Raw genomic sequence first — 21906 nt, 5'->3', positions numbered from 1 at the left:
GTTTTCATGAGAATAACTCTTCTGGGTACAGGTGACGCTACCGGGACACCTGTGATCGGATGTAGTTGTCCGGCATGCCAGGATGCTCATCGCGGAGGCAAGAGCCGGAGAAGCAGGGCTGCGGTGCTGGTGGAGTCTGACAGCGGATCTGTACTGATAGATACCGGGCCGGACCTGCGGGCCCAGATGCTCGAACACGGGACAGGGCGCATTGACGGGGTGATATGGACTCACGCCCATTATGATCATTTTGCAGGCTTTCCCGAATTCCACAGGGTACAGTACAATGTGGATGTATACGGATTGAAAGAAACAGTAGACTATATCTTCGACTACCTGAAATTCATGCACCCCAAAAGACATATTGTGTCTCCCTACGAGCCTTTCAGCCTTATAGGACTGGAATTTACCCTGTTCGACGTGGTGCACCCGCCTGCTAAGAAGCCCGTGGGGGTCATCATAAGGCACGCCGGGAAAAAAGTCGTGATAACAGGGGATTCCCAGAGGAACATTCCCAAAAGAAGCATGCAGCATATCATGGACCCGGACCTGCTGATAACAGATGCCATAGTGCCTCCCACTGTAGGCGTCAAGAAGCACATGAACACGGAGGAGGCATGGGACCTTGCCAGGGAGATCGGGGCAAAGGAAGTCATATTCACTCACCTAAGCCACTTCTTCAAACCGCATGATGAGGCGGCAAAGGAATATCCCCTGGCCTATGACGGCATGAGCTTTGAATTATAAAGAAAGGAGCAGAATCCAGGATCTGCAGTCATTGCTTTTTCTTCCTATCCCTGTCACTATACCGGCTCTCAACATCCTGCCTTATCGTGGCAAGTCTCTTTCTCTCACGCCTGTATCCTGAAAGCACAAGGAACGCGGCCAAACCCAGTACAAGGGTCGCGATCAGAAGACCCCGGGGTGCTGACTCCGAATAGTACTTGACACTTATTGCACGGGGTATCTGTTCTACCTGGGAGTCGGTATTGTTAGAGAAACTCTGCAGCCTTTCGAGTATGCCGCCTGAAGCCGTTCCTGGGCTTATCCAGACAAGGTTCCTCCTGCCAGAGGAATCATAATATATATCATCGGGTGCGGGAGTTGTCTTACCGATCAGAGAATTACCTGTGGTATAGCCCTCCGGTATAACGAAGCGCACAACAGATGGCGGTGTTGTGACATGCAGGAAATCTTGGCCCCTGGGGATTGACATCGTGAAGGCTACAAAGCCTGTTACAGGCTCACTGAACGTAAGATACACATGTTTTTGCCCGCGAACCACGTCCTCAGAAAGAGTATAGTTCACGGGGGTGGCTTCAGATGATGCTGAAAGCTCCTCGAACATACGGGCAGATGCATTCACACCACCGGCACTGCTTGCAATGACAACGATGTCTGTTACAGGTTCCTCATTGGAGGAACTCAGGTCTTCAAGGGGTATTATGTCTATGACAGATTCATTCTGTACCATGTAGACAACATTTGCATGGCCTTCCCGGGATAGATAGAAAGTGGCAGTGGGCAGGAAATCCCCATCGATGAAACTGTGGTTGGTGAATGCCTCGAACTCATAGGAGGATATGTTCCCCGTACTTGCCTGCTGGTCAACAGGAACAAGATCGTCGATGCAGCCTGCTGCAAGGAAAAGGATCATAAGTATGCAAAATGCCATTATGGTACGCTTTTTCATCATTACACAATCTGCGAGATATTTTATCAAGATATCGCTGCTTTCATGAGGACCGCTTACAGGTTGCAGGTGATCCTAAACAATAAGCCTTTTCTTCATCATGTTTATGGAGATCACCAGCAGGACAGCACAGACAACCACGATCCACGCAAGATCAAAGAGTATCACGGGTTCAAGTGTGCCATAGCCTATCAGCCGGATGCCGTTGACAATATGAGTGAGCGGCAGGAAAGCTATGGCAAAGTACTGTATGGGTTCAGGAAGTGCGTTCAGCGGGAAGAAGGTGCCGCTGAACAGGAACATGGGAGTGATGAACAACAGCACAGGATAGTTGATGGACATTATATTGGGAGTCACTGCCGTAAAACACATGCCGATAGCCCCGAATAACAGGCCGCCCAGGAACGCGAAGGGGATTATGAGCAATGCATAGCGGATGTCTATCAGCCCGAACAGTGCTATCACGGGGATCATCACTGTGGCATTCACCATGCTCCTGGTGGCACCCCAGAGCAATTCCCCCGCGATGACGTCCTCTATGGTCACAGGGGTTGCGATAATGGCATCGAAGGTCTTCTGGTAGTACATGCGCACGTAGGAGCTGTAGCTGCATTCAAAGAACGAGGCGTACATCACGGAAATAGCAATGAGGGCAGGAGCTATGAACTTGGCATAGGGTACGCCGTCTATGCTCTCCACGAACCTGCCGAGCCCGAATCCCAGGGCCACCAGATAGAGCAGGGGCTCGATGAAAGGAGGGAGGAAATTGAGCTTGATATCCTTCATGAAAACATCCTTGTTCCGCTGCCAGACAGTATACGCTTTGGAGCTCACCCTAGGAAGCCGGAAATATTCGGATATTCTCACTCCCTCAGCCTCCTGCCCGTAAGCTTGAGGAAAACATCTTCAAGGGTTGCCGGCCTTGCACTCATCTTGGATATGGAACATTCCATTGTCAGGAACTCTGCTATCTGTTTAGGGTTATCGGTATAGATATGAACGAGGTCCCCTATGACCTCATAGGAGGCCTCTTTCCTCTTCAGGCATTCAATAAGCTCAGGGTTGTTCTCAGCCTCGACGATACCGGAGCCCACATATTCCCTGATGACCTGCGAGGGGCTGCCCTCAACAAGGATCTTACCGTAATCCATCACGACCAGCCGGTCACAGAGTTTCTCGACCTCGTCGAGATAATGGGATGTCAGCACCACTGTCACTCCCTGTTTTTTCAGGGCACGGAGCTTGTCCCATATCATGTGCCGTGCCTGTGGGTCCAGGCCTACCGTGGGCTCATCCAGTATAAGCATCCGGGGACGGTTTATAAGCGCACGGGCAAGTATGAGACGGCGTTTCATCCCTCCTGAAAGGCTTTCTGTCATTGTGTCCTTCTTGTCTTCCAGATGGACGAACTCCAGCAGCTCAGTGGCCCTTCTTTCGGCCTCGCCGCGGGGTATGTCGAAATATCTTGAGAACACAACAAGGTTCTCATACACCGTGAAATCCATATCAAGGTTGTTCTCCTGGGGAACCACCCCCAGACGGGATTTTATTTCCCGGGGGTGCGACATGGCATCCATCCCGAATATTTCCAGGCTGCCTGAAGTAACGGGAGAAACGCACTGGATCATGCGCATGGTAGTGGTCTTTCCGGCACCGTTAGGCCCCAGGAAACCGAACACCTCCCCTTCCTCTATAGAGAAGGTTATGTTGTCCACCGCAAGAGTATCCTTATATTTCTTTACGAGATCCCTGGCGACTATCACCGGCACTATGAATCACCCTTATTCAAGTTGGGGGGAATATTCTTATCCTTTTCGATTTAGCCGTCCGTGCCCGGGGAGAAGCGAACCGGTTTTTAACATAAAGATAGAATAGTGATATGAGGAACAAAATGGCCGAACTGAAGAACCTGATAGATACCGCAAGAGAGAAGGGGGCATTCTCAACCCTTATCAAAGCTGCTGAAGTACTTGGTCTTATTGACAAGTACAGCAAGGAAGGACCCTATACTGTGTTTGCTCCGGTGGAGTCCGCTTTCGAGACCATCCCTGCCGAGGTCATAGATGAGTCATTCGAGGATCATCCGTATCTGCTGGGGATAATCAATTACCATATAGTGAAAGGGAAATACACCACAGCTGACCTGAAGGACCTCACATCCCTGGAAACCGTTAGTGGCAAGGCCCTGAAGATTACAAGTGATGCAACGAAAGGTGGCTTCAGGATCGATACCGCAAGGATAATAGAAGCGGATATCGAGTGCACCAACGGCATTATACATGCCATTGACGAGATACTGATACCATAAATGCAGACTGTAACAAAAGTTCTTTAAGCCATAAGTGTCTAAATGATATTATCGGCTGATATTGCGGAATGCCCGGGGTAGTAGATCTTAATAGCATTTCTTTTGACCGGCCGGTAAACAGGTGGGATAAGATAATGAATGGTAGAAGAAGTAGTGGTGGCTTCAGGCCAAGTGGTCCGAGGGAAATGCATAAGGCAACATGCGGAGACTGCGGCCAGGAAACAGAAGTTCCTTTTGTACCGGACCCGGACAGGCCCGTGTACTGCGGTGAATGCTACAGGAAGCATAAACCCAGCACGCCCAGGAAATTCTGAGCTGCATGCAACTGCAGTGCATATCTCATTGGCTTTGTGTTGATTGATCGAAGACGCTGTTATATAAGAATACTTCAGGTCAGGGCCATTCTGGTTTATGATCCGTTTTTCATTTTAAAAACAGCCTGATGCTTATCGATCAAAGGAACAACGGACAGTGGGACCGCGGAGATCTGCAACCCGAATTACACTTCTGGAGCGCGAGAAGAGGTATGACACTACGTGTAATACCTCAACAATAAAAAACAACTTGATTAAATGGTGGGACCGCGGAGATTTGAACTCCGGTCGCTAGACCCCCAGCCTAACAGGATGGACCAGGCTACCCTACGATCCCGCAGGAATGATACTTAATACGCGTACCAGTATTTCACTCTTTCTGATGGTCCGGTCCTGAACCGAGCCAGGTGTTATAAGCTTTTACTACTTCCTCGCCTTCGACAAAGACCAGATCCTTATCTTTTCCGTACTTGATGGCATCTTCCTTCGAGAGGGCACGGCCAGTGTTGTCGTCCAGCATCTCACATACGACCATGGCAGGAGTTATGCCTGCTATCCTGGCAAGGGCAATGGACAGTTCAGTCTGGCCCATGCGCTCATGGACAAGCCTTCTGGCTGCACGCAGGGTTGCGACATGGCCGGGTGTGCGGAACTCCTTACCGAAGTCAGGTATCTCGCCGTCAAGAGCCCTGTCCACTATTTCCCCCAGTTTGTTAATGGTCAGCGCCCTGTCATTGTCGGGAATGCCAGTGCGGGTATCCCTGTGGTTGACCCATATAGAGAAGGAAGAGCGTGAATCATACTTGAGGTCCCCGCCCTTTTCCACGATATTGCCCAGGGAATTGCCGGACTGCCCGGCCTCTCGGAGGATATCCGCCATGAAAGGCAGGCCCAGTTTCTCTGAGGCATGTGGGTCAAGAGCCACACATATGAGGCCGCCTGCATCCTTGCGCATCCACCTCACGTCTGACGGAGTGACAGCCTTTGCAGGGATTGTGAAATCGGTCTCCGCTTCACGGCCCTCCATATCGAAAAGAAGTATCATCCTGCCGCTCTGCAGGGCCTCTATAGCCTTGTTTATATTCTCGCCGTATCCGTTTGAAACCATTCTCACTCACACCTTTGCGGGTCCCTGACCACTATCTTTACTTTATCCCCGTCATTTATCCTGAGCATCTCCCGCAGCTTCACGGGAGCTATTATCTCGAGCAGGTCCGCAGGGTAATGTGTCCGGTCCGGGATAACGACCGCACCTCTGATGCCCTCTATCTCTATGAGATAGCACTTCCCTCCACCGAAACTGCGCTCACCGTCGCTGAAACCGTGAACCACTATCGGCTTTATGAGAGTTATCTTCTCCCTCATCTCTGCACTGACACTGTCAAGCCTTACGTTAAGGGTTCCGGGATAAGGTATGAAACCCAGCTTGTCCCGGAACTGGGACATATAACCGTCCCTGGAAATGTAGTACTGTCCTTCCCCAAGCCCTGTGATGACATTGCCATAGAGGTCAATATCATTGCGGTCCCTGCAGAAGATATTCCTGTACTCGGCATACTCATTTTTGAGCAGGTCCACACCTTTTTCCCTGAGCTGGACCATCTGGCCTCCGGCCACAAGCTGCCTCTCTATATACTGCTCTTCCTCAAGCTGCTTGAGAACCCTTGCAGCGGTCTTGGAACTTGTAGAGGTATACCTTGTGAACTCACTGGAGGAGATCTTGACCGGCTTCTCAATTGCCCCGAGCAATGCCAGTTTTTTAAGGGATTCGGTCCTGTACATAAATAGCGCCATCTCAAATATGAGTAGAATCTCATATATGAGGAGTGAGAGATAAAGGTTTTGATGGGTGATGGAAAGGCATGAGTCTGAAAAGATCTAGGTGACAGTAATCAACTTACATTGTCCATGGGTGTTACCAGGATACTCATGTCTGCACGGCAGAGGAGATATTTCATTTTGGAAGTTTCAATCTGCTAAAGTATGATTCAGCAGGTAACTAGTACGGATACACAAATGTATTAAACTAATTATATAATAATTATAACTATAGCGTAATCTATATATTAAAGATACTATTTAATAAGAGTGATGGAATCGAAACTCAGATATTATTTTGGGTCGATGGTATTCCTGTCAGGCCTTATTTTATCCATAGGTGCGATAGCGTTTGCTATTATGGTCCACCTCAGGAGAACATCTGATCCTTCGGAAATAATCACCACTTATGGCCTTCTGGGTGTTGGGCTTTCCTTCATACTTCTTGGGATAAACCTTATGATAAGCCAGCGCAGACCTTATGGTCTTTATAGTAACTGGGTTATGATATTCGGTTTTATATTCTCGATCCTCGGTGTATGGTCCTTTGCAAGGACCTATGGAAGCAACTGGGTGTATCCAACTGTCACCTACGTTTCTTTTGCATATGCTGCCGGGATCTGCCTGCTCTCAGGAAATGCCTTTGGGAACGCAGTGATAAAGCTTATTGAAGAGCGCTCCGTGCAGTTGCGTGAGATTGCAGCCAGCCTTTACACGACAGAGGACATTGAGAAAGAAGTTGAAGAGACCTTGAACAGATCTCTCTCTGATGGCAGCCGGTTTTCCGTATTCAACCTGGATATAAAAGAAGAGGAAACGGTTTTTGTCCATGGGAGGACCCTGAAGGAATCACCTCAGGACAGAGTTGAGATGACAGATAGCATCAGCGAGGTCGAGTCCCTGCAGAGCGCTATCAATGGGAAGGTCAAAGTGAACGATTATGCTATCGATCTGACTACGAAGATGCTGAGTGCAACAATGAAGCAGCACACCGAAGAACAGAACAAGAAGATGTCGAACAAACTTAAGATGAAATTGAGCTCTATAAGGCGGTAAACATGGCAAAAGGATTGGATGTAGGAACAATGAACATAATCTGTGCAGAGAAGGGAAAAGGAGATTCCATTTCATTCGCACAGCAGAGGAACGCATTTTTGAAAATGGAAGCCGGCGACCTGGCACAGAACATGCTGGACAGCGCCAAGATACTTTACACCCAGAAAGATGACACCATCAATGTGCTGGGCGAAGATGCTTTCAAGTTCTCGAACGTATTCAACAAGTCCATAAGAAGGCCGATGAAGCAGGGTATCATCAGTCCGGAGGAGAAAGAATCCATCCCCATGATCAAGCTGATCATTGAAAGAGTGCTGGGCAAGCCTGAAAAAGACGGAGAGATAGTCTACATTTCAGTGCCTGCAAGCCCTGTTGACAGCAAGGTCAATGTCCTGTATCACAGTAAGACGGTTGAAGCCCTTGCAAAGAGAGCCGGTTACCAGACAAACCTTATAGACGAAGGACTGGCAGTGGTTTTCTCTGAACTAGGGGATTCCAATTTCACAGGCATCGGCATAAGCGTAGGCGCAGGCATGACCAACATCACTGTGGCCTATCTTGCAACACCGATAGTTTCCTTCAGCATTGCAAGAGGAGGGGACTGGATAGATGAACAGGTATCCAGCGCCACCGGCGTACCAAACGAGAGAGTAACCGCAATCAAGGAAACAGACTTCTCATTCAATTCAGAGTATGAGATCGGAAGCGTTCAGGGCGCCCTTGCGCTCTACTATGATGCCCTGATAACTTACATCATTGCCAACCTGAAGAAGAAGCTCCTTGAGGTCGCACCCCCGGATGTCGAATTCCCGATAGCTGTCGCAGGCGGCAGCAGCCGCGCAAAGGGATTCCTGGACGTATTCGAGAAGAGGATATCAGAAGCAAACCTTCCGATCAATGTCTCAAAGGTCAAGAAGAACAGATCCGCCACGGCTGATTCTAAGGACCCGATATATTCGATCGCAAGAGGATGCCTGATCGCAGCTCTCACAAGAGAAGATGCAGAAGCTGTTCCTGCTGCCCCGGAAGAAAAAGCGAAAAAGGCAGTCACAGCTTAAGTCCTCTTTTTTCTTTTTAATTTTACTTTCCTTTTTTCATATGCTGGTTTTCATACCAGGCCAGTTACTTAGTATAATCCATTCAGTAAATACCCTATCAGAGGTTTTGCTTCAGAAATACCTTATTTTATACTCAGCCGGACTACTTCAATTGAGACTGTTAACAGATGATTTGCAGAGAATGTTTATCGACCCGGCTATTGAGGAAGCAATTGAAGAGGTGAAGAAAACGAAGTTAAGTTTTACTCTTCCTCATCATCCACGAACATCCGCGCCAGCACGTTCAGGTGATCCTCGTTGGAAAACCACAGTTCAATGCTGTCGGAATAAAGAATAATAAGAAAGAAGCCAATATTATGTTGAACATGAACGCTGATAAAGAGACCGAAAACCAAATTGATAAGTACAAACCTACAATCGTTCCGATACTTATCAAAAACGATGTTAATGAAGCTGGGATCTTCGGATCGTTTGCAAGAAACGAAGCCACAGAAGATAGTGACATCGATATTCTTGTTAAGTTCAAAGGCAGAAAGAGCCTTTTCGACCTTGCCAGGCTCGAGCTGGAACTTGAAAAGGAATCAAAGAGGAAGGTAGAAGTGATTACCTATGATTCCATAAGTCCTCTCATCAGAGAAAGGGTCCTGAAAGAAGAAGTGAAGATACTATGAAAGATCCCTCTGTCTTCATAAAGCATATAATAGATTCTATTGAGAGGATAGAAGACTTCACCAACAATAAAACTAAAGATGATTTTCTTGAAGATGTCCAGCTCCAGGATGCAACTATCAGAAGAATAGAGATAATAGGTGAAGCATCAAAGAATATCCCTGAAGATTTCAAAAGACGATACGGAGATGTACCTTGGAGTGAAATGGCAAGAACTAGGGACAAGCTGATTCATGGGTATTTCGGAGTCGATCTTGAACTTACTTGGGATATTATTCAACAGGATCTGCCGGATTTAAAACAAAAGATGAATCACATCCTTCAAGACACTAACTGACGACTGCTGCCAGGGATGATCTTCCGTTCATCATCTGCGTTTCCGAAATCACTCCTTCTCCTCATGATCCACGAACATCCGCGCCAGCACGCCCAGGTGATCCTCATGGAAGGGCTCCAGTTCCTTTCTCTGCAGCACCTCGAACTCCACGTCAAAGCCGCTTTCCAGTTTGCGGACCTCATCCTTGAATATTTTTTTGGGGCTGGCTACTGTATCGATGCTCCTGGACTTGATGGAGAGCATCAGGTGGCCGTTCTCTTCTAGGAAATACTTTGAGTTGACGGCTGCTATCTCGGCCTGGTTGGGCTGGGCCACGTCCTGGAAGATGACATCCACTTTTTCCACGATGTGGGCGTAGGACTGGGGCTTGTTGGCGTCCGCAAGTATCGGGATGATGTTGGGGCGCTGGTCGCAGAGCTGCAGCAGGTCACGCATGGTGCGGGGAGAGAATTCCACTGCGTAAACCAGGCCGTCCCTGAGTATGTCGGATACGTGGCTTACCGTCGTTCCAGAGGCTGCGCCCAGGTATAGCACTGTGGAGTCATAGGTAAGGGGAATCTCGAAGTTCCTGAGCACCATGGCTCCTAACTTGCTCCTGCTCGGGTCCCACTGGCGGTATTCCACGTCATCCTCCACTATGAGACGCTCTCCGTACACGCTTATACCTGGCATGAGGTTCCTGGTGGCAAGCATTTGCCGGTCATCGATACTGAGATTGAATATCCCGTCACTTAATTCTTCCACCGGCATTAGCGTCTGCCTCCTTTCCTGTTCCTGCCCCTGCCTTTCGGACCGGGTTTTCCTGTAGGCTTTGACTCCCTTTTTGGCGGCGAGGGATTGGCTGCGCGAATAGCATTCAGCTTCTTCTCCATGCTCTCCCTGATAGAGGGATTCTTCTTGCCTGAATATAGATCGGTCCTTGCAGCAAGGCTTATCTTTGAGGCAAAGGCCCTGGCAAGTTTGCCTCTCTGCCACCAGGGTGCGTTCTTGATAATGATGTTATTGTAAATGATACCGTGCTTCGGGGAGGGTGTGTTGCTCCTGAGGTGCTTGAACAGCGCCCTGTGAGCACCTATCACCTGCACCGTACTCGAAGGGAAGCTTGCAAGTTTCTGCAGGCTCCCGGCCATGCTTATCAGCCTGGCTCCAAGCAGTGCACCTGCAATATCGGACAGGTTAGGCGCCAGGGAACCCATGCCCGTTACGATGTAACTCTCAATATGCCTGCGGGTATCATAGAGACTGCACAGGTTCGAAGCGAAAGTTCTCAGCAGTTCCTCATCGGCGAAGGATATCTCAGCTCCCATGGAGCCTGACGCTTTCTCATGCAGGGGATGGCCCGCCGGTACATTTGCCCGCGATCCGAAGGAAGTGACAAAGCTTGCCAGGGCTTCACCTGTCAGTTCAAGCTCAGGGAAATAGGCGCCGTACCATTCCAGCAGGCGCTCGCTCAGTTCGTTGACATTACGGTCAATATCATCCAGTGCCTGCACGGCCTGGATGATGCGCACATCATCGGTATCGTTGCTTGAGATCCTGCTCTTGGCGGCCCTTATGCAGACATCCCTCAGAAGAACATCATATTCCTCGTCAAGCTCCACGAAACCACAATCTGATGCAGTCTGCCTCAGGTCAATACCCTGCAGGCGAACGTTCTGACCGCTCTCCTGAAATGCAAGGAGTCTCTCAGCCAGCTCATCCGGATCCTTACTGAAAGGCTGACAGTCCGTGACCTCACCCTGCTCATTGATGTTAAGCCTGCCAAACCATGCAGTGAACTCCAGAACTACACCTCCCTTATCTCTGCGCCTGTATTGTTGGCACTTGTTATCATGACCTTTCCGCCTATGGTGCTGTCCAGCAGATCCTGCACATCCTCCATAATGTAGGCGGCATCCTCTTTATTATCAACAACCCCGTATACCGCAGGGCCAAAGGAGCTCATGCCTGCACCATATGCACCGGATTCCTGCATGAGCGTCATCACATCCCGCACCACCTGATGCTGGAGTTCTACTTCACATCTCTTGAAACCCAGGGTCTGTATGTGGTTGACTGCATGGCCGAAGGCCTCAATATCCTTTTCAACAACCGCAGGCATAAGTTTCATGAGAACTAAATGAGACAGCTCCTGAACCTGGTTCAGGGGTATGGGGCATGCCCTGCGGAAAATGTCAACTTCGCTCGTATCGTAAGCCCCCTGTACATCGGGAAGCGCAAGTACTATGTCCCAGTCGGGGAAATCCTGCCTGAAAAGTACCGGAGCCGGGGCTGCCCTGCTTGCAGATGAAGGTATGAAGGAGCCCTTGTCACTGAACCTATGACCTCCGTCAACGATAAAACCGCCCGACTCAAAGGATGCGACTCCAATCCCCGATGTGCCTCCTCGACCTACTGCTATCGCAAGCTCGCGCACGCTCATCCCCAGGCCGTACAGTTCATTGACAGCAGCAGCAGCAGACAGCGCTGCCTGAGTGCCTGAACCCAGACCTACATGCGCGAACATATCCTCTTCAATAGTGATACGTACACCTTCGCCTTCCGGGAGGACCTTCCTGGCTGCAGCCACCATCCTGTCCGTCAGTACGGAACCAGCTGTTACCTCCACTATATCTGACCTCTGCGCCGATATGACAACATGAGGAGAGGTCAGGGATATACCTGCACCGCCATCGATCCTGCCCAGTGACGCATTCATATCGATAAGTGTCAGATGTAACCTGGAAGGCGACGTTATTCTTATCATGAAGGTGTTTATCAGTTCAGCATACTATTAAACTTTAGCACTCAAGTAATGCTTTCATTCAGGCAGGTCCTTTTTCCTGATAAGAGCCCACGAAATCCGCCTTACATCCCTGTTGAGCAGGAAGGTCATAACCGCAGGCACCAGGCTCGCTATCCTGAAGCTGATATCGGCCAGCATGTGCACGTCCATTTTCTCCTCAACGAAGGTAGGCTCCGCATACAACCTGATCCGGTCATACTGGGCATGCAGGTATCCTCTCAGCGCATATACATAACCGCTTACTATCCCGGTGTCTGCGGGGTTGTCGAATCCGTACAGCAGATTGCATTTGATCTCGGAAATGTGGATCTTCTTCAGGACATCCTCAACGAGCTGAAGTATGGGATGAAAGAGCATCCTTGCCAGGTGTACGACCTTTCCGAAGGTCCATTTGTTCTCCCCTTCCTTTTCCTCTTCAAGACCAATCATCGCTTCTTCAGCAGGCTTCTTCTTTGTCTCAGCCCCGATTATCTCGTCGCGGTCGTCGCGGGAAAGATTCCGGATCTCCGTGGGAGTGCCTTCACGCACCTTGCAGACAATGACATTCTCAGGCATTTCCCCTATGATCTCACCCCTAGCAAGATCATCAGAACCTGATATCCTGCCTTTGCTGACTGTATAGCTCAGGAAAAGCCATTTCACAATCAACTTATAATATGACTGCTCCCCTTTTTTATCAGCAACGAGCATGATGTGAAAAGAAACGAACAGGATCAGCAGTATTAGCACCGCTATCAATAGTAAGATTATCTCTACGACCATAAGCCTCTCCGCAGATACAGTATCCTGGAACAGAGGGGCAGGCGTTAGCCCCTTCTTGTTTCCACGACAGGCTCAATTATGATCTCGCATTCCTCTTCCTGTAAACCCTGACCCTCGTTGCCTTTCCCCTTTTTGACCTTGTCCTTCATGGACTTCATCCTGTCGATAAGGTCGGGAACGGAATCAATTATCTGGCCTATATCGGCCTTTCCTGAGACAGGTAACAGTTTTACACCATCGGGAGATATATGAATGAATGCGACAGGCTCTATCTTGGCACCGGCCCCTCCGCCACCGCCAAATCCTTCTTCCTCTCCTTTCTTCCTGCCCTCTCCTCCTCCAGTCCCGAACCCGAACGAGACCTTGCTCACAGGTATAATGGTATTGGCTCCAAATACAATAGGCTCGCCAATTATGGTCTTTGTGTTCACAAGCCGTTCAAGTTCGCAGGATACTCCTTTAATTACGTCTTCAAGCGCCATACTACAACCCCTTTGAATGAAGAAATATTTCCTCCTTAATAACTATAGGATATTCCTACTAAAAAAGTGTATCTGGAATATTGTAAGGAGCTTATGTCCTGTTATCCTGGAAGAAGTTGAGCAGCGAGTATTTCACCTTTGCAGGATCCACATCGATGAACTCATCCCTCTCCTCGGGCGGAAACACCTCAAATACCGAGAACTTTCCAAACTTCGCCGGCGCCTCTGTCATGAAGCGTCCGTCCAGCAATATCCTCACACCATAGTCACTTGGAGAGCGCACAACCCTTCCCATGGCCTGCCGGATCTTACGGATGGTGGGTATCTGTACGGCATAATCCCATCCGGCGCCGTAACCGAACATATGGTCGTATGCCGATTCCACCGCATTCATCCGGTCATTCAGGGCCGGATATCCCACACCCACGACTATGACCGTCCTGCCCCTGCCATCGCGGTAATCGATGCCCTCGCTGAGCGTGCCCCAGAGGTAGGAGAGCAATATGGCCTTGCCCCCCTGCTCACCGATCCTGAAGAACTCTTCCCTTACTTCCTGGGAGGAGATGCCAACCTCATCAAGGTAGACCGGGATATCGAACTGCTCGCTCAGTTTGCCATGGTAGCGCTTGGCTTCAAAATAGCTCTGGAAGAAGATAATGACATTACCCGGAGTGTTCTCTACAGCATCGAATATGGTTTCCTCGACGGCCTGAAGTGCGTGGGGATCATCCCTGCTCTTTGCAAAGAGAGGCGGCACCGATACTGCAATGGTGAGGCGCCTGTCAGGGGGAAATGATGTGCCGTAAGCCATCTCGCAGGTCTCCCTGCGGATGCCGAGAGTGGACTTCACCATATCGAAGGGGCGCAGCGTGGCAGACATGAGGATAGCAGAGAACACTGAGTCAAACAGGGGTTCTGTCACATTCTTGGGTATGCATGTGAAAAGTTCCACCCTGCCGTATATCTCATCGTTCATGTCACGCTTGACGTTGAGTACGGGATAGTAGTTTAGATTGTTTGCCAGTACGAGATACGAGGAAAGGAAGTCAGCAGCATAGCGGATGTGAGAGCGTTTCAGCACCTTGCTCAGCCCCTTCTTGTACTGGTCACGGTAATTGTCATCGAGCATGGCCCCGAAAGCGCTTGCTTCGGCGAGAGTCCTCTGGATATCAGGCTCGTCCCCGAATCCCGCTTCCTTTGCAAGCTTGAGGAACTTACCGCTGATCATGTCGTTGCGCTCATAGGGGTCGCTTATGCGTATATCATACCAGTTCCTGCCGACGCGCTCACGCTCCCCGAACTTGAAACGGGATGTGTAAGTCTCCCTTGTGACGTTGAGAAGTATCTTGAAAAGATTATGGGCACCGCCATCCGGCATCTGGTCAAGGTTCGCCTCTATCTCGGAGATGGCCTTGTCAATCGTATGCTCCGTGATGGTAATAGATGAATGGGACCTTGCGGCGGATTCTATATTATGGGCCTCGTCGAAGATAACTATGACATCCTGGGGCTCCTTTTCCAGCCAGTTCAGGACCGTTGAGAAGATGTCGGCATTGAGCACATGATGATAATTGCATATAACAAAGTCTGCATGCTTCAGCTCCCGTTTGAGCAGCTCATAGCCGCACATGCCCCTATGGAAAGCGTAGTCATTCACCTCTTCAGGAGTACGCACGTCCGCAAAGAGCCACTGCCTGAAGGATTCACTGTCAGAGCGCAGCACCTCGTAAAGGTGGTTGCATGACCTGTCCCTCAGCTCCTTCATCTTTCCCTCTCCAACATCCATTTCCTTTGCAAGGGCATCGCGGAGGGCTATCAGGGAATGGTCCTTGGAGCGCTTGTAATTCTCCGTTGCGGACTTCATCTCCTGTTTCTTCAATGCCAGCTCGCGTTCGGTCTCAAGCAGCTCGAAGGTGTTGTCCCGCTTTACCGCGCATTCCTCGTAGTCCACGCCATTGGGACACATGGTGGTCTTACCCTTGACCACAGCCACCTTGACGTCATTGGACTGCTTTATCTCGCGGGCCTCGCTGATGAACTGCACCATTTGCTGGTGTACGTTGGTTGCAATTATGACTGTTTTCTGAAGCTGTTTTCCCACATGCAAGGAAGGGGCGAGCGCACTGAGTGTCTTGCCCGTACCGCAGGCTCCCTCGAACAGGATGATCTCTCTGTTCATAAGTGCGGAATGCATCCTGTCCATCGCATCCTGCTGATTAGGGTAACAGGCGCCCTTGGGGAAGTATTTCATATAGCCGCGTTTCTCGCTCATTTCACTACCCCTATGAACTCACATTACTTAAACGGTTTTGATTGCAAGCTCATTTTGCAGGGGTGACCTTGTACTTCGCTTCGGCGATGATCTTGTTGCTCTTCCGGTCAAATATTTTTATTGTGATGACGCTGTTTTCCTTGAGGCCGTAATTGTTGTAAGTGTTGCTTATTCCATTAATGGTTACATGTACGGAAGATCTAGCGGTCCCATCAATACTGTCATAACCGTTAAAAACCAGTCTTTCTCCCGCAGACCACATCCCATCGGAAATATCTGGATTTCTTGTTTTGTACGGTCTTTCTTTTCCCCCATAATCCAGATTTCCATAGATAACGACTATCTCACCTTTGGGAATGGCATAGCGTGGCCTCGTTCCTATAGTGGAAGCACCTTCACCGGTTATTATGAGATATGTAGAGTCAACATCCAGAGGATCTCCACTTTTATGCTGCAGAACTATGAAATTTTTCTCATATCTAATGCCATAAGGATACCCTATATATGGCACGCCGCCCACCACGCTTTCAATCTCTATCACTGCCATGGGAGCAGGCTCCAGTGAAGTGGAATAGTCCTTCCCGTAGACAGCAGAAACGGTGATGCCTGCAAGCAAAATGGTCAGGAGTATTAATAATATGACTCCGATAACGGGAGAAATAGCAATATTGTTTTTACGCAGGTGCTTAGAACTTGGCATTGCAGGCAATAATCTTTTCATAGTGACTTGTTAGAAGGCAACTATATAAATTTTGCTTAATTCGCCTATTATAATTTTCAGTCATGTTTTCATAAATAAACTAGGGAGAATTACTAATTTATCTGTCCGGTTTCCAGAGCGCTAGTTTAGGAAAGAGGAACTACAGGACCGAAGGAAATGCGCCCTCAAGTCTCCGAACGCATGCTGTTTTTAGATAGATAACGATAACTTTTTATTTCATTTCTGTTATGATAGAGTGTAGGTTTCTACTAATATAGTATAGACTAATATACAATATAAGCGAACGAATTAAGGAGAAAAGTAAAATGGTAGCAATAATCATTGTCGATGAATGCGTAGGTTGCGGAACATGTATCGATGAGTGCCCTGCAGAGGCAATTGTCCTTAATGGCGACAATATTGCAGTCGTGGATGCAGACGAATGTCTGGATTGCGGTGCATGTGTCGACGTGTGCCCGACAAATGCAATTAAAATGGAATAAGCGAACTGTTTATTCCGTAAATTCTTATTTTTACACTTTTTATCATCATTCCCCGAGGAAAGGTTATGCCAGAGACAATCAGAGCAGGTATTCTGGGTGCTACCGGCGCGGTAGGACAGAGATTCATACAGGCATTGGAGAACCACCCCTGGTTCGAGATCACATGTCTTGCAGCATCAGAGAAGAGTGCAGGCAAGAAATACGGCAAGGCAGCCAACTGGAGGCTCGAGAGCAAAATGCCGGACAGTGTCACAGGCATGGAGATCGTGCCGGTCGATCCGAAGAAGGTTGACGCTGACGTTGTATTCTCAGCGCTTCCATCAAGCTTTGCCAAAACAGTTGAAGCCGAGTTTGCAAAGGAAGGCTTCGTGGTGGCAAGCAATGCATCTGCGTTCAGGATGGAGAAAGATGTCCCCCTGGTCGTCCCGGAAGTTAACGCTGACCATCTCGGGCTGATAGACGTACAGCAGGACAAGCGCGGCTGGGACGGCTATATAGTGACAAACCCCAACTGTTCAACGATCATCATGGTGCCGACACTCAAACCGCTGATGGCCTTTGGCCTCGAGTCTGTCCAGGTCGCCACCATGCAGGCAGTATCAGGCGCAGGTTATGACGGAGTTGCCTCCATGGCAATAATGGATAACATTATCCCATACATCGGAAGCGAGGAAGAGAAGATGGAGAGCGAACCCCTGAAGCTGCTGGGTGAGTTCGACGGTTCCGAAGTGGTCCCTGCGGATATAAAGATCAGTGCATCCTGCAACAGGGTACCTGTGATGGACGGGCACACGGAAGCCATATGGGCAAAGATGACAGATAATCCTACGCCTGAGCAGGTCAGGCAGGCATTCCTCAATTTCAAGCCAGATCTTGGAGACCTCCCCACTGAGCCCGAGCAGGTGCTCATCGTCAGGGACGAGCCGGACAGGCCGCAGCCCCGCCTTGACAGGAGCATGGGCAAGGGTATGAGCATCACAGTCGGCAGGATAAGGGAAGGTATCCGCTACATGGCCATGGGACATAACACCATCCGTGGAGCTGCAGGTGCCAGCGTGCTCAATGCCGAGCTGCTGCACAAGATGGGCAAACTCTAAGGTGGTAAATTGAAAAACGGCAGTGCAGCGAAATTAATGGCATCCTTGCTGTTGGTCACATGCACTGCCACTTTTGCAGGTGCTTCGATGTTCGAGCTGGAGATAGTGCCTGTCTCGAAGCTCATCGAGCAGCCTTCAGTATATGACAGTACCCTCGCATACCGTAAGATAAGCGTGGTGGGCAATCTTTCTGAATTAAACAAACACTCTGCAAGCATTGCAGACGATAGGTCAGCGCTTAAGGTCGATGTTACAAGAATCCAGCTTTTTGAGGGTTTCGAGCTGGGAGAGCAGGTGATGCTGACCGGTGAGTTCAGGCACAATTCCCTGGGTGATGACATCATGCACCCCAGCTACGTACTGCATTACCCTGTACAGAATGCCGGCCAGGCCAGCATAAGCGACATTAATGGGAATCAGGCCTTATACAACGGCAGATACGTGACAATCACCGGAAACCTGAGCAGCATTGAGCTCTCGGCTGGAAGCTATAAGGCCATGGTCACAGAGGAAGACACTGGCGAACAGACTAAAGTATTCTATTACGGGGCCACTGATCTCAAAGGCGGAGAGGAGGTAAAAGTGTATGGACTCTACAATAGCGGCATCCTTCATAGCGAGAACATGGCAAAGAACCGCTCGCCTTTGTCCCTTACCGCCCTTGTCCCGGGATTTTCGGTCGTGATGTCCCTTGCTGCCCTTGGAGGGGTGGCGATACTTTTAAGCCAAAGACAGCGTTAAGGACTGGAGATTATCATGTTGATCGTATTATCTGTTGGCGGGTCCATCCTGGCAAGGGACCTGAAGCCGGAAAGCTTTCTGGCCTATGCTGCCGTACTGAAGGAGCTTGCAAAGGAAAACACAGTTGCCGTTGTAACAGGCGGCGGCACTGCTGCACGGGACTACATAAACGTGGCACGCTGTGCCGGATGTAACGAGGTCGAGTGCGATTATATAGGGATAGACATAACCCGGCTGAATGCGAAACTACTGATATCCGCTCTCGGCAAGGATGCATATCCGCAGCCTCCCCACGACTATGTGGAAGCCCAGGAGGCACTGTCCTCAGGAAAGATAGTTGTCATGGGAGGGGTCATACCCGGACAGACCACAGACGCAGTGGCAGCCATACTTGCAGAATACCTGCGTGCGGACCTTTTTGTCATCGCTACCGCAGTGGACGGCGTCTACACAGCCGACCCGAAGCAGTATCCCAATGCAAAGAAGTATGAGATAATGTCCCCAAAGGAACTTGTGAGCATTGTCATGAGCATTGAGATGAAGGCCGGCTCCAAGTCACCTGTTGACCCGCTCGCAGCAAAGATAATCGAGCGCTGCAACATAGAGACAATAGTCATGGACGGAACAAACGCCCGGAACGTGTTGCAAGCGATCATTCAGGAGAGCATAAGGACAGAACCTCTGAAGGGAGTCCACCTGGGGACCCGCATCAGAGGCTGAAGACCTTCCGGACAGCCTTCCAATAAGTGATCAAATAATATCAGTTATAGGCCACAAGATATTCCGTTTCGCAGGGCGGCTTTTCGGTCTTGTGGACCACTTCTTTCAGCTTTTCCCGGGAGTCCTTCAGTGTCTGGATGGTCCTCTCAAAGGTTTCTATCTGCATTTTTGCCTTCTGGACCTTTTCGTTTTCCTGTGCCAACCTCTCCAGCAGCATCCTGCGCTGTTCTTCAGGAATGTTCGCACTGTCGACCTGCTTCTGATAATGCTCGGAGAGCTTCACATACTTCCGGAACATCTCATTCATAGTATCCAGGTCCTTTTCAAGGTCTTCGATTGATCTTACCATTAACATACACCTCACAATCCAATTAGCATGAATGAACGGATCTGACCGGGGCATTCCATATACCGGTATCCGATAACTGATGCATCAATATCAGTTACATGATAGTGTCTGGCTTTAAATATAAAAAGATATCTATAGAATTGTAGATAATGCTTATCATAATGATGAGGCTAAACCCCGATCAGCTGCCGGGATGAAAAAGGAAGCATAGAGAAAAGAAAAAAGGGTCTGCATGCCTTGAGGATGCAGAAACAGATGGTCAGCTTATTAAGTTACTTACCCTGCACTATCCTTGCAATGTCGTCACCGACATCGGAGGTTGTGGAGGAGCCGCCCATATCGTAGGTCCTTACCTTGGCCTGGAGAATGTTGGTCTCAATTGCAGAGACAATCGTATCGGCAGCTTCCTTCTCGCCGAGCTGTTCCATCATCATGGCACCCGCCCAGATGGTTGCTATGGGGTTGACCTTGTTCTGCCCCTTGTACTTGGGTGCTGAACCGTGGATTGGCTCGAACATGCTGGTACCCTTGGGGTTGATGTTACCTCCCGGGGCTAGGCCGAGACCGCCCTGGACCATTGCGCCAAGGTCAGTGATGATATCACCGAACATGTTGGGGGTTACTACGACATCGAACCACTCCGGGTTCTTAACGAACCACATGGTCATAGCATCCACATAATTGAAATCAGTGGTCACTCCGGGGTGCTTTGCTGCAATTGCCTCGAACTCCTTTCTCCAGAAGCCATAGATGTCGGAGAGCACGTTTGCCTTGTCAACGGAGGATACATGCTTTTTCCTCTTCTCGGCCAGGTCGAATGCATAGCTGATGACTCTCTGGGTGCCTTCCTTGGAGATCATGCCTATCTGATAGGCTATCTCCTCGCTGTCAGTCTCGATATCGAGGCCGAACTTTGCAGAGTACAGGTTCCTAGACACTTCAAGCAGATCCTTGCTGGTGCCCCTGCCGGCCTTTCCGCCAATACCGATGTAGAAGTCCTCGGTGTTCTCCCTGACAACCACGAAGTCAATGTCCTTGGGAGTCTTGTCCTTGATCGGTGTCCAGACACCCTCGAGCAGCTTGATGGGACGCAGGTTGACGTACTCATCAAAGTAGAACCTGGCGGCAAGTAGTATACCCTTCTCGAGCACACCGGGTGCCACCCTGGGGTCTCCTATGGAGCCAAGGTAGATTACAGGGTTCCTGTTCAGTTCCGCAAGCGTATCCTCAGAGATAAGCTCACCGGTCTTAAGGTAGTGGTCGGCACCGTGAGGATACTCGACCCATTCAACATCGAAGCCAAACTTCTCGCCTGCCGCATCGATTACCTTGCAGCCCTCGGCGATGATCTCCGGTCCTATACCGTCACCGGGTATCACCGGTATCTTGTACTGTGTCATGTTATTCTCCTGCTATCGTTATTATGGGATTTCAGATGATCTTCCTGGTATACTCTATCAGGCCGCCAGCGTCCATGATGCCTCTCACGAAGTCAGGAAGTGGGGTCGCCTGGTATTTCTCGTTCCTTGTGAGGTTTGTGATAACACCTGTTGCAAAATCCACATCCAGCTCATCACCGTCTGATATCCTGTCAGTGTCAGGGCACTCCAGGAGTGCCACTCCAATATTGATGGAGTTCCTGAAGAAGATACGTGCAAAGGATTTTGCTATCACGCATGAGATCCTGGTGCCCTTCAGGGCGATAGGCGCATGTTCCCTTGAGGAGCCGCAGCCGAAGTTGTTCCCTGCGACAATGATATCGCCTTCTTTTACCTGCTTCGCAAATTCCGGCCTCACACCTTCGAAGGCATGGGCTGCAAGCTCTTTTGGCGTATTGAGGATAAGATACCTGCCGGGAATAACAGCATCCGTATCAACATCATCTCCGAATTTCCAGACTCTTCCTTTCATTTTAACACCGGGTTGCAATCTATGAGTATATGATAGTCAACGTTGAGTGCATATAATACATACAATAATACTAAATAGTAATGGTGAAAAGGAACTTTTGAGGACATGCAGACGACGACATTCCCGGCTGGCGGCCCTGCCTGAGCCACTGGTTAATGAGAATACCGGAAGCAAGTGTGCTGCCATAATGATTTTTCGTTTCCTGCCAAGAAAGAGCTGCTGCAATATATACATTTTACATAGCACAGAATGTAATTCACATGTAACTCACAGAAAAAGGAAAAGATAGCAAGAGCCACGAACCAAGGGCGATCAAGTAGCAAGGCTTATA

General features: G+C 49.5%; 26 protein-coding genes and 1 tRNA gene. 11 read left to right on the top strand and 16 right to left on the bottom strand.

What is annotated here, in order from left to right:
* The first annotated feature begins 6 nt into the window (after positions 1-6).
* On the top strand, positions 7-747 hold the full coding sequence (locus tag PV02_RS04950) for an MBL fold metallo-hydrolase (protein WP_256622281.1): 741 nt from the start codon (positions 7-9) through the stop codon (positions 745-747).
* Positions 748-775: 28 nt separating this feature from the next.
* Here the strand turns inward: PV02_RS04950 and PV02_RS04945 are convergent, their stop codons facing one another.
* From PV02_RS04945 to PV02_RS04935, 3 genes are all read right to left on the bottom strand, one after another.
* Complete coding sequence (locus PV02_RS04945; protein WP_256622280.1) at positions 776-1696, bottom strand: hypothetical protein; 921 nt, start codon at positions 1694-1696, stop codon at positions 776-778.
* A gap of 72 nt (positions 1697-1768) precedes the next feature.
* Positions 1769-2560: an ABC transporter permease gene (locus PV02_RS04940; RefSeq protein ID WP_256622279.1), complete on the bottom strand. Its 792-nt coding sequence runs from the start codon at positions 2558-2560 to the stop codon at positions 1769-1771.
* Entirely contained in the window at positions 2557-3462 is a 906-nt protein-coding gene (locus PV02_RS04935) for an ABC transporter ATP-binding protein (protein ID WP_256622278.1), read from the bottom strand. Before PV02_RS04935 ends, PV02_RS04940 begins: the two co-directional genes overlap by 4 nt.
* Positions 3463-3584: 122 nt before the next feature.
* Here PV02_RS04935 and PV02_RS04930 point away from each other — a divergent pair, with 122 nt between their 5' ends.
* Together PV02_RS04930 and PV02_RS04925 are read left to right on the top strand one after the other, a co-directional pair.
* Entirely contained in the window at positions 3585-4001 is a 417-nt protein-coding gene (locus PV02_RS04930) for a fasciclin domain-containing protein (RefSeq protein ID WP_256622277.1), read from the top strand.
* A 134-nt stretch (positions 4002-4135) separates the two neighbouring features.
* The gene (locus tag PV02_RS04925; RefSeq protein ID WP_256622276.1) at positions 4136-4315 is read left to right on the top strand and encodes a CxxC-x17-CxxC domain-containing protein; all 180 of its coding nucleotides are present in this window, start codon (positions 4136-4138) and stop codon (positions 4313-4315) included.
* A gap of 259 nt (positions 4316-4574) precedes the next feature.
* Here PV02_RS04925 and PV02_RS04920 read toward each other — a convergent pair.
* The 3 genes from PV02_RS04920 to PV02_RS04910 all read right to left on the bottom strand — a co-directional run bounded on the left by PV02_RS04920 (position 4575) and on the right by PV02_RS04910 (position 6097).
* Positions 4575-4652 (bottom strand) — tRNA-Pro (locus PV02_RS04920).
* Between the two features lie 33 nt (positions 4653-4685).
* Entirely contained in the window at positions 4686-5423 is a 738-nt protein-coding gene (gene ribB, locus PV02_RS04915) for a 3,4-dihydroxy-2-butanone-4-phosphate synthase (protein WP_256622275.1), read from the bottom strand.
* Positions 5424-5425: 2 nt separating this feature from the next.
* Positions 5426-6097: a winged helix-turn-helix domain-containing protein/riboflavin kinase gene (locus tag PV02_RS04910; RefSeq protein ID WP_256623053.1), complete on the bottom strand. Its 672-nt coding sequence runs from the start codon at positions 6095-6097 to the stop codon at positions 5426-5428.
* A gap of 309 nt (positions 6098-6406) precedes the next feature.
* On the opposite strand from PV02_RS04910, the gene PV02_RS04905 reads away from it, so the two are divergent.
* The 4 genes from PV02_RS04905 (at position 6407) to PV02_RS04890 (ending at position 9253) form a co-directional block, all read left to right on the top strand.
* Positions 6407-7189 (top strand): cell division protein CdpA domain-containing protein, encoded by a 783-nt coding sequence (locus PV02_RS04905; RefSeq protein ID WP_256622274.1) that lies wholly within the window; start codon positions 6407-6409, stop codon positions 7187-7189.
* 2 nt (positions 7190-7191) lie between these two features.
* On the top strand, positions 7192-8247 hold the full coding sequence (locus tag PV02_RS04900; protein WP_256622273.1) for a disk-shape morphogenesis protein volactin: 1056 nt from the start codon (positions 7192-7194) through the stop codon (positions 8245-8247).
* A 365-nt stretch (positions 8248-8612) separates the two neighbouring features.
* Positions 8613-8918, top strand: coding sequence for a nucleotidyltransferase family protein (locus PV02_RS04895; protein ID WP_256622272.1), 306 nt, complete (start codon positions 8613-8615; stop codon positions 8916-8918).
* Positions 8915-9253, top strand: coding sequence for a HepT-like ribonuclease domain-containing protein (locus PV02_RS04890; RefSeq protein WP_256622271.1), 339 nt, complete (start codon positions 8915-8917; stop codon positions 9251-9253). The genes PV02_RS04895 and PV02_RS04890 overlap by 4 nt, the downstream gene beginning before the upstream one ends.
* Before the next feature lie 48 nt (positions 9254-9301).
* Here PV02_RS04890 and PV02_RS04885 read toward each other — a convergent pair whose 3' ends face one another.
* The 7 genes from PV02_RS04885 to PV02_RS04855 all read right to left on the bottom strand — a co-directional run bounded on the left by PV02_RS04885 (position 9302) and on the right by PV02_RS04855 (position 16275).
* Positions 9302-10003: a fibrillarin-like rRNA/tRNA 2'-O-methyltransferase gene (locus tag PV02_RS04885; protein WP_256622270.1), complete on the bottom strand. Its 702-nt coding sequence runs from the start codon at positions 10001-10003 to the stop codon at positions 9302-9304.
* On the bottom strand, positions 10003-10854 hold the full coding sequence (locus tag PV02_RS04880; protein ID WP_342765627.1) for an NOP5/NOP56 family protein: 852 nt from the start codon (positions 10852-10854) through the stop codon (positions 10003-10005). Before PV02_RS04880 ends, PV02_RS04885 begins: the two co-directional genes overlap by 1 nt.
* Positions 10855-11039: 185 nt before the next feature.
* Positions 11040-11999 carry a beta-ribofuranosylaminobenzene 5'-phosphate synthase gene (locus PV02_RS04875; RefSeq protein WP_256622269.1) on the bottom strand — a complete coding sequence of 320 codons (960 nt, stop codon included), beginning with the start codon at positions 11997-11999 and terminating at the stop codon, positions 11040-11042.
* Positions 12000-12053: 54 nt separating this feature from the next.
* On the bottom strand, positions 12054-12800 hold the full coding sequence (locus PV02_RS04870) for a DUF2953 domain-containing protein (RefSeq protein WP_256622268.1): 747 nt from the start codon (positions 12798-12800) through the stop codon (positions 12054-12056).
* 44 nt (positions 12801-12844) lie between these two features.
* A complete protein-coding gene (locus PV02_RS04865; protein WP_256622267.1) occupies positions 12845-13282 on the bottom strand; it encodes a GerW family sporulation protein in 438 nt (145 codons plus the stop codon).
* A gap of 91 nt (positions 13283-13373) precedes the next feature.
* The gene (locus PV02_RS04860) at positions 13374-15554 is read right to left on the bottom strand and encodes an ATP-dependent DNA helicase (RefSeq protein ID WP_256622266.1); all 2181 of its coding nucleotides are present in this window, start codon (positions 15552-15554) and stop codon (positions 13374-13376) included.
* A 49-nt stretch (positions 15555-15603) separates the two neighbouring features.
* The gene (locus PV02_RS04855) at positions 15604-16275 is read right to left on the bottom strand and encodes a type IV pilin domain-containing protein (protein WP_256622265.1); all 672 of its coding nucleotides are present in this window, start codon (positions 16273-16275) and stop codon (positions 15604-15606) included.
* A gap of 305 nt (positions 16276-16580) precedes the next feature.
* On the opposite strand from PV02_RS04855, the gene PV02_RS04850 reads away from it, so the two are divergent.
* The 4 genes from PV02_RS04850 (at position 16581) to pyrH (ending at position 19315) form a co-directional block, all read left to right on the top strand.
* Positions 16581-16757, top strand: coding sequence for a DUF362 domain-containing protein (locus tag PV02_RS04850; RefSeq protein WP_256622264.1), 177 nt, complete (start codon positions 16581-16583; stop codon positions 16755-16757).
* 65 nt (positions 16758-16822) lie between these two features.
* Complete coding sequence (asd, locus tag PV02_RS04845) at positions 16823-17854, top strand: aspartate-semialdehyde dehydrogenase (RefSeq protein WP_256622263.1); 1032 nt, start codon at positions 16823-16825, stop codon at positions 17852-17854.
* A 9-nt stretch (positions 17855-17863) separates the two neighbouring features.
* Complete coding sequence (locus tag PV02_RS04840; protein ID WP_256622262.1) at positions 17864-18595, top strand: hypothetical protein; 732 nt, start codon at positions 17864-17866, stop codon at positions 18593-18595.
* A 15-nt stretch (positions 18596-18610) separates the two neighbouring features.
* Positions 18611-19315 (top strand): UMP kinase, encoded by a 705-nt coding sequence (gene pyrH / locus PV02_RS04835; RefSeq protein ID WP_256622261.1) that lies wholly within the window; start codon positions 18611-18613, stop codon positions 19313-19315.
* Positions 19316-19355: 40 nt separating this feature from the next.
* Here pyrH and PV02_RS04830 read toward each other — a convergent pair whose 3' ends face one another.
* The 3 genes from PV02_RS04830 to PV02_RS04820 all read right to left on the bottom strand — a co-directional run bounded on the left by PV02_RS04830 (position 19356) and on the right by PV02_RS04820 (position 21575).
* Complete coding sequence (locus PV02_RS04830) at positions 19356-19664, bottom strand: hypothetical protein (RefSeq protein WP_256622260.1); 309 nt, start codon at positions 19662-19664, stop codon at positions 19356-19358.
* A gap of 272 nt (positions 19665-19936) precedes the next feature.
* Positions 19937-21064: an isocitrate/isopropylmalate dehydrogenase family protein gene (locus PV02_RS04825; protein WP_256622259.1), complete on the bottom strand. Its 1128-nt coding sequence runs from the start codon at positions 21062-21064 to the stop codon at positions 19937-19939.
* Between the two features lie 31 nt (positions 21065-21095).
* Positions 21096-21575 carry a 3-isopropylmalate dehydratase small subunit gene (locus tag PV02_RS04820; protein WP_256622258.1) on the bottom strand — a complete coding sequence of 160 codons (480 nt, stop codon included), beginning with the start codon at positions 21573-21575 and terminating at the stop codon, positions 21096-21098.
* Positions 21576-21906: the final 331 nt, after the last annotated feature.

This window comes from Methanolobus chelungpuianus (assembly GCF_024500045.1).
Classification (GTDB): Archaea; Halobacteriota; Methanosarcinia; order Methanosarcinales; family Methanosarcinaceae; genus Methanolobus; species Methanolobus chelungpuianus.
Note: the sequence above shows the minus strand (reverse complement) of the source record. Positions and strands in the feature narration are given on the sequence as shown.